Source organism: Bacillus sp. GW821-FHT11D08, from assembly GCF_058808515.1.
This window is the reverse complement of sequence record NZ_JBXARS010000018.1, coordinates 1-9,331: the sequence shown is the minus strand read 5'-3', so window position 1 is coordinate 9,331 and position 9,331 is coordinate 1. Positions and strand designations below refer to the sequence as shown.

The 9,331-nt window shown below is 48.8% G+C and carries 2 protein-coding genes; both read right to left on the bottom strand.

The window, feature by feature from the left end; all coding sequences use genetic code 11:
- Positions 1-5,640: non-ribosomal peptide synthetase (locus tag AC1RRX_RS19195; RefSeq protein WP_144490581.1), on the bottom strand; the 5,640-nt coding region annotated here is incomplete at its 3' end.
- Positions 5,641-5,665: 25 nt separating this feature from the next.
- Positions 5,666-9,331, bottom strand: a 3,666-nt coding sequence (locus AC1RRX_RS19190; RefSeq protein ID WP_144502567.1) for a non-ribosomal peptide synthetase, incomplete at its 5' end; no start/stop codon positions are given.

Genomic DNA, 9,331 nt, shown 5'->3' with positions numbered 1-9,331 from the left:
TGCGATATCGCCCGTCTGATACATGCGCTCTCCCGGATAAAACGGATCATCGAGAAAACGCTCCTCCGTCAGCTCGGGCCGGTTCAGATAGCCCCGGGCCACCCCTGTCCCCGCGATGTACAGCTCTCCGATACAGCCCGGCGGCAGAAGCTGTTTCTTTTGATTTAAAATATAAAGCCGCATGTTATGCCCGGAAATGCCGATCGGAACATTGTGAAATTCTTTTCCTTGCGGCAAATCAAAGTACGCCGCTTCTACTGTCGCTTCCGTCGGACCGTAGGAATTTGTCAATTCCGTTCCCGGCAGAAGGTCATAAAAACGGGAAACCAGGTGCGGGCCCAGTTGTTCGCCGCCGGCAAAAACCCTTTTTAAGCAGGTTTTTTTGATCGGCTGTTTTCTGGAATTTATATATTCCAAGAAAGCATGAAGCATGGATGGCACAAAATGAGCCGCCGTTATGCGGTTATTCTCCAATGCGTTCAGTATCATTTCAGGGTCTTTCTCGCCGCCTTGCGGAAGGAGGAAAACAGAAGCTCCCGCGATCGGCCACCAAAACAGCTCCCAAATCGAAGCGTCGAAAGAGTATGATGTTTTATGCAAAATGATGTCAGAATCACTTAATCCATAACGCGTTTGCAGTGAGTATAAAAAGTTTACGGCTGACCGATGTTCAACCTGCACGCCTTTTGGGCGTCCCGTAGAACCGGATGTATAGATGATATAAGCCAATGAATCAGGTTTTACCGGAACGTTAGGGTTGGCCGCAGCTTCAGGGTTTCCTGTTTGTCCGCTTTTCAGAGAGAGCGTTTCTCCCTCAAAAAGATCTGGTGCGAAAAGTTCTGGTTCTGCCAGTAAGAATTTCACGCCGCTGTCTTTCAGTAAAAAGCGAATCCGCTCTTCCGGATAATCCGGATCAATCGGCAGATATGCACCGCCTGCTTTTAAGACAGCGTAAATGCCGATCATCATGTCAGGAGAACGCCGGCCCATAATGGCAGTTTTATCCTCCAGCCTTATCCCGCGCTTGATCAGCTGATGCGCAAGCTCGTTTGCTCTTTCGTTCAGTTCCTGATACGTAATCGAAATGTCATCAGTTAAAATTGCCGGACGGTCCGGCGTTTTTTCCGCTTGCTGTTCCAGCAGATCATGAAGAGACTGATGAATCGGAAACGCTGTTTTCTGCAAGGGGCTGAAATCTTGAAGCAGAGACGCTTCTTCTTTTTCTGTCAAAACAGAAATATCGTCTAATTCCAAGCCCGGATCAGCCGCGGCGTTTTCGGCAAGTGTCGTAAAAAATCCCGCCCATTTTTGAATCGTTTTTCTCTTAAACAAATCGGTGCTGTATTCAAACTGGCAGTATAATTCACCGGCGTTTTCAGAGATGTACAGCGATAAGTCAAATTTAGAAATCGGCAGGCTGACGTCTGCCGGCTGCAGTTCAAGTCCGGCTGCCCTAAGCTTCTGCTGTTCCATATTTTGCAGCGCAAATGTTGTGTCAAACAGCGGATTTCGGGACATGTCCCGCGGCACACCGAGCTTATCGACGAGCTCTTCTAACGGGTAATCCTGATGTTCGTAAGCCTCAAGCGCTGTTTGGCGAATTTCCTTTAAATATTCTTTGAATGTCATGCTTCCGTCGGGACGCGTCCTGAAAGCAAGCGTATTGACAAACATGCCCAGAACGGCGTCAAGGTCGGCATGAGGCCTTCCTGCAATCGGAGACCCGACGATCATATCTTCCTGTCCGCTTAAACGGGCTAACAGAACCGTGTACACACCGAGCAGCGTCATATACAGTGTGCATTTGTTTTCTTTCGCCAGCTTTTTCAACTGTGCTGTATGTTTTTCATTGATGACAAATGACACCCGGTCTCCGGAAAAGCTCCGCACCGGGGGACGCGGCTTATCAGCCGGCAATTCAAGCACGGGAATCTCACCGGCAAGCCGGTTCAGCCAGTACTCCTCTTGTTTCCGATATGCGGCGCCCGCCATAAATGATTGCTGCCAGACGGCATAATCTTTGTATTGAATCCGTAACGGCGGCAGACTTCTCTCAGCATACAGCTCACTGAATTCACGTATCAAAAGATTGACGGATACGCCGTCTGAAATAATATGATGCATGTCAGCTAAAAGCAGATGCCGGTCTTTTTCTATTTGGACAAATCCCGCCCGGAAAAGGGGCGCTTTGCCGAGATCGAACGGCCGGATAAACGCTTCGGCTGATTGTTCTTTTGTAAATGCAAACGGCACGTCGTCATGAATCCTCTGCACAGGCAGGCCGTTTTTTTCTTCAAAGGACGTTCTGAGCGGTTCATGCCGCCGGATCAGTTCCTTGAACACGGCTTCCATCCTGTCTCGGTCAAACGGCCCCTTCACCTCTAAAACGGCTGGAATGTTATAACTGACACCGCCATTTTCAAGCTGGTGAAGGACGTACATCCGTTTTTGGGCGGATGAGACAGGATATGTTTCTTTCATTTCTGTCTTTTCTATGGATGCGAACGGGTTCTCTTCTGCTTCACTGATGATTTTGGCGAGTTCTTCTACAGTCGGATGGCTGAAGACATCGCTCAGCGGGATTTGCACACTGCACTCTTTAGCTATTTTTGCAACGAGTGCCGTCGCCTTTAATGAATGGCCGCCAAGCTCGAAAAAGTGATCGTGAACGCCGATCGGGCCGCTTTGAAGCACTTCTTCCCATATGCGGGTAAGTTTCAGCTCCGTCACATTCCGGGGAGCTGTATATCGACGGACTGCGGTGTACGCCGAAGCTTCCGGAAGGGCCCGCTGATCGACTTTTCCGTTCGCAGTGAGCGGAATCGAGTCAACGAAAGCCCATTTGACCGGAATCATATAATCAGGCAGCTCTTTAGCCAAATCACTTCGCAGCTGAGAAGGATCAGTCGCTTGTGAGACGCTGCAGTAGGCGCATAATTCATTTTCGCCCGACTCATTCGTTTGAATCAGAACAGCAGCTTCTTTCACGGCATGATGATTTGCCAGGACGGTTTCAATTTCCTTCGGTTCAATCCGGTACCCTCTGATCTTCACTTGATCATCTGTCCGGCCGATGTATTCAATTTGGCCGTCCGCACGCAGTCTTGCCAAATCTCCGGTCCGGTACATGACGGCGTCCGTTCTGAACGGATCCGGCAAAAATTTCTCTTCGGTCAGCGCCGGATTGTTCACATAGCCTCTTCCTGTATTCGCCCCGGAAATATACAATTCTCCCGCAATTCCGAGAGGCTGAAGCTGTCTGTTTTTGCTGAGAATATACATTTTGTTATGATGGATCGGTTTCCCGATCGGCGGATGTTCAGGTATGTCATCACCCGCAGAAATCGTATAGGTTGAAACCACATGAGTTTCTGACGGGCCGTAATGATTATGCAGATGCATACCGTGTAAACGGAGCGTCTGCCTGAACAAACGCGAAACGGTCAGCTGCTCCCCGGCCGTAATAACATGCTTCACACAGCGGGGAAAAGAATGTGCATAACCTTCTTCATTGAAAAGCATCTTGACAAACGCAGTCGGGAAAAACACAACTTCCGTTTTGTGCTGATCAATAAACGAAAACAGCTGAGAAACGTCCCGTTTGATTGATTCGGGCACGATACAAAGGGTGCCGCCGCTCAAGAGTACTGAAAATAACTCCTGATAGCAGACGTCAAACGCCACAGATGCGTACTGCAGCACATTTGTGCAAAAATCAATGTCTGTGTTCGTCAATTGGTGAGAAAGCAGGTTGGCCATATTTTTATGTTCGAGCAGCACACCCTTCGGTTTCCCTGTCGTTCCCGATGTATAAATCATATAAAGGAGGTCGTCCGCCGTATTAATGGATTGCACATTGCTTCCGTCCGCTTCCGTCCCGGCCTCTTCTATGTATGTAACTTGCAGCGCTTGTTCCGCGGGGACTGACTGATGCCGCTCTGTTACAACATGGACGCAGCCGCTGTTTTCAATAACATATCGGATACGCTCCTTTGGACTGCCCGGATCAATCGGGACAAAGGCGCCGCCCGCTTTTAAAATACCGAGAACAGCCGCCGCTAAAGAAGGGGAACGGCCGAGCATGACGCCTACCGGTTCCTCCCGCTTTAATCCGCGCTTTTGCAGCAGGCGGGCCAGCTTATTAGCCGATTCGTTCAGCTCTTTGTACGTCACTGACTCGCCTTCATACCGAATCGCGATTTGATCCGGTGTTTTTGCGGCCTGCCGTTCAAACATTGCATGAACCGTGTCATATACAGGCTTTTCGGTCTCTTCAGAAATCGGTGCAAGCAGCTGCGCTTTTTCCTCCGGGGTTATGATTTCAAGCTTGTCCGGCGTGATGTCCGGTTTGTCGAGAACCTGGGAGACGATGTGTGCTAAATGGCCTTTGATATTTTCAATAAATTGGCGGTCATACATGCTTGAATCGTATCTCATTTTCAAATGAATTTCGTCACCCGGCGCCACCATAAGATAAAAACTGTAATTGGTTTCGTCTTCCATGCTGAAATCATGGATGTGAAAAAGGTCTTTCGTGTCCCCCTTGCTGTTCAGCACATCAAGCTCCTGTTCAACCGGATAATTCTCAAAGACGAGAATGTGGTCAATTAAGCCTTGTTTTACCTGTGAATTCGCCTGTATGTCATAAAGCGGATGATAGCTGTATGCCTGTCCTTTCAAAGCATCCTTTTGCACATTTTTGATCAGCTTTTGAAACGGGATGTTTGCCCCGCTGATCCGGACAGGCACGGTATTAATAAACAGGCCGATCATTCGCTCGATGCCTTCGATTTCAGACGGCCTTCCGGAAATGACAGAACCAAAAACCGCATCTTCTGTCTGGTTATACGCCTGAAGCAAAATGCCCCAGAGCGTGTGGAAAATGGTGCTCAGCGTGACCTCTTCTTTTACGGCCAGCTCTTTCAGCTTAGCCGTGTCCTCTTTTGAAAAGGAAAACGTCACTTCCTCTTGTCTGCTTTCGCCGGCTTTTTTCTGCTTCGGCAGAACAGTCTGCTGCTCAAAGCCTTCAAGGTACCGCTCCCAGTACGAAGCGGCTTTTTCTTTATCTTGCTCCATCAGCCACTTGATGTAGGTCCCGTACGGCACAGCGGGCTCAAGCGTTAACGGTGTCCGGCGGAGCCGCGAGGCGTATATCTGGAAGAACTCTTTCAGCACGATTCCGAGACACCAGCCATCCATAATGATGTGATGGAAACTCCATATGCACGTATATTCACATTCACCGGTTTGAAGCAGCGTCACCCGCATCAGCATGTCTTTTTGCAGATGAAATCCTTTCTTACGGTCTCTTCGTTTGGCTTCTTCAATATGCTTGATTTGATCAGCCTTGTTTAAATTGGTGAGATTTTCCTCAATGATGCTGACGTTCCGCTCTTTTAATACGACCTGCTGCGGCACTGACACGTTCTGGCTGATAAAGATCGTTCTGAAAATATCATGTCTTTCGAAAAGGGCATGAACGCTCTCTTCAAACACGCGGGTGTCAACCTTCCCCGTTATTGAAAAGGAGGCCTGCTCGGCGTAAGCCTGTGATTCCTTTTGCAGGAGGGAATGAAAAAGCATTCCTTCCTGCATATAAGACAGCGGATAAATATCCTGAATTGCATTCTTTTTTGTCATGTTATAATCTCCCCGTCGCCTTTTTCTACAGTTCCTCGACAAAACTCGCTATGCTGTCCAAATCATCAGATGTTAACGTTTTGCTGCTAAAATCACTAACGGTTTTTTCTGCTTCCTCTTTGCCGGTGCAGTGCGCCATAATATCACGCAAATATTGCTGTAAAGTTTGCAGCAGCTGTTCCATCGTTTCTTTGCGGAAGCGGCTCGGCGGATAGCTCAAACTGAAGTGAAGTTTGTTTTGTGCGGCCATCGCGCTCATTTCCACCGCTTGTTCCCGCTGCCATGTCGGCGTGATGTCGTGCCCGCTTGCAAGACCGGACAGACTGAACGTGTGCTGATCTTCTGTATCATTGAATTGCCCTAAATAGTTAAAGCTGATTTCAGGCGCTTGTCTGAAGCGGATTGTTTTTTGTTCAGGCGGTGTCATGTATTTTAAAATGCCGTAGCCTATTCCTTTATCCGGTATTCTTCCGAGTGTGTCTTTGACCGTTTTTACCGACGTTCCAAGCTCAGCGCCTGCTGTGTTCAAGTCAATGAGCACCGGATACATGGAGGTAAACCAGCCTACGGTGCGGCTGATGTCGAGCTCCGGCATGATGTGCTCTCTCCCGTGCCCTTCCATCGCGATGCGCAGTCTGCCGCCCCCTGTCCAGTCCCGTAAAGCCAAAGCTGCGGCAGTCACAAGAATATCTTGCGTATCGGTATGGTAGGCCCGGTTGACCTGCTGAAGCAAAACGGACGTTTCTTCTTCTGTAAGCGTAAAGCTTACCGTTTGCCGAATGCTGTCGGCTCCCGTCTGATGCTGCGGTTTTTCATAAGGAAGTTCGGCGGCTGTTTCTTCTTCAATAAAACGCCAATATTCTTCTTCACGCATCAGCTTGCTGCTTTTTGCGTATTCTGAAAGCCTTTCAGCGTATTGCTTAAACGAATCGGTCTTTGGCGGAAGCTGGACCGGCTGACCTTTTACGGCTTGAGTGTAAGCGGCAGATAAATCCTCCAGCAAAATACGCCATGACACTCCGTCAACCGCCAGGTGATGTACGGTGATGAATAAATAATCCCCGGACCGGGTTTTGAACCAGCCGGCTTTTAATAACGGGCCTTTTTCAATATCCATCCGCTGTTGGAGCGCAGCGACTTCACTTTCTATTTCTTTTTCCCAAGTATCTGTCTCAGACAGATCCCAAATGTCCAAGCTGTACAGTTCATCTTTTTGAATACCGTGATTGATTTGTCTGAAACTTTCGTTTTCTGCACTGACGGTGATCCGGAGTGCATCATGATGAATGACAAGATGCTCCAAGGCTTCTTTGAGCGGCTGTTTATGCAATGCGTCAGAGCTGAACATCATGACGGACTGATTGAAATGATTTCTGTTTTCCATCCGCTGTGATAAAAACCACTGCTGAACGGGTGTCCAAGGAATGTTTCCTTCCACCGGCCGCTGATCGATGACTCTTTCCGCTTTCCGGATAAGTGGCGCGAGCTCCTTAATGGACGGATGCCGGAATAAGTCGCTTGCCGTCATTTTCCGCCCATAGCGTCCGAGCCGTGCGGAAACTTGCAGCGCTTTGATTGAATCGCCGCCCAACTCAAAAAATGAGTCCTCAATCCCGACTTGTTTTGTGCCGAGCACTTCCTGCCAGATCACGGAAAGCTGTTCTTCAAGCTCATTGCGGGGAGCTGTGTACGCGGTTTGAAGCGCGAGCTCCGGTTCGGGCAGATTTTTCCGATCCAATTTACCGTTCGGCGTAAGCGGCAGCTTCTCAAGTTCCATCATATAGGCCGGAACCATGTAATTCGGCAGTTGCTTAGACAGTGAAGAACGCACTTTTTCTGTATCCATGTCCGCCTGCAGACTCATATATGCGATCAGTTCTTTATTGCCGGACTGCCCGGTTCTGACTGACACGGCAGCTTCTTTCACACCGTCCAGGCCCCTCAGTGCAGCTTCAATCTCTCCCAGCTCGACCCGATAACCGCGGATTTTCACTTGATCATCCATCCGCCCGGCATATTCGATCGTTCCGTCCGGCAGCCAGCGGGCTAAATCTCCGGTGCGGTACATCCGTTCTCCGGGAACAAAAGGATTGGGGACAAATTTTTCTTCCGTCAGCTCAGGGCGGCCGAAATATCCTCTTGCCACACCGTCTCCGCCTGTGCATAATTCGCCGATGACGCCGATCGGCTGCGGTGTTCCCCTGCTGTTTATGATATATGCGGTTGAATTTCCGACAGGGCGGCCGATCGGGATTGAATGATCGTATAATTGTTCAATCAAAAAGCAAGTCGAGAACGTCGTGTTTTCAGTCGGTCCGTATCCATTCCATACTGAGAGATGCGGCAGCGCATTCCGAACCCGGTTTACATGGCTCGGGGACAGTGCTTCCCCGCCGATAATCAATCGGGATAATCCGGAAAACACGTGTTCATTTTGTTCTGATAAATGGTTGAACAGAGACGATGTCAGCCACAGTGTCGTAATGCCGTTTTGCTGTATAAATGTTTCCAGAACATCCGAGTCGAGATAGGTTTCCTGGTCACTTACATATAAAGAAGCGCCGTTTAAAAGCGGACCGAATATTTCAAATGTCGTAACATCAAATCCTAATGATGAAGTAAACAACAGTCTATCTTCCGGCGTAAAATCAATATAATTGCTGTTTTTCACAAGGCGGATCACGCTTCGCTGTTCAATCATGACGCCTTTTGGCGCACCTGTTGACCCGGACGTATAAATCATGTAGGCCAATGAATCAGGTCCTCCGAGCGGTTCGGGATTTTCCGAACTCAATCCGGCCTTTGTTTGAATATCCTCTATGAATAAACGTTTTCCTGAAAGCGGCAGACCGTCAAGTTTATCAGATTGGAGAAGAATATCAGCTTTACAGTCTTTAAGCATCCATTCAGCCCGTTCCCGCGGCACATCGTCACCGATAGGCAAGTAGGCGCCCCCCGCTTTTAATATTCCGAGGATTCCGGAAGCAAGCTCTGTTGTGCGGCCGGTTAATAATGCGACAACGCTTTCCGGACCGACGCCATTTGATCGGAGAGCCGCCGCTATTCTGTTAGCCCGTTCGTTCAGCTCACGGTATGTCAAGATTTGTCCATCATATACAACTGCCCGGGCATCGGGGGTTTCTTTTGCCTGACGCTCAAATAAACGGCTGATGGTTTCGTGTCTTGGGTAATCGCTTTTCGTCTGATTAAACTGATAAATGACGCGATTTGTTTCAGCATCATCCAGTACGTGAATGTCACCAAGCGGTATCGCTTGGTTTTCAATTACTTTTGTAAGAATACGGGTAAAATAAGAAAGCCATTTTTCAATTGTCTGTTTTTGATAGATATCTGTATTGAATTCAAAATCAAAGCTGATGGAACCGTCAGACCCTTCTGACGCGTAAAGCGTGGCATCAAACTTTGCGGTTTTATGACTTGTATCCGCAGCTTGAGCCAAATGCAGCTTATTTAACACCAGGGATTCACGCTCCATATTTTGGAGCACAAACATCACATCAAACAGCGGATTTCGGCTTGTGTCCCGCTGCACGCCGAGCCGCTCCACAAGCTCTTCAAACGGGTAGTCCTGATGCTCATACGCTTCAAGCGCGGCCTGGCGGACTTCCGCCAAGTAATCGGTAAACCGTTTGTCTCCTTTCGGCTCCGTTCTGATGGCCAGCGTGTTGAC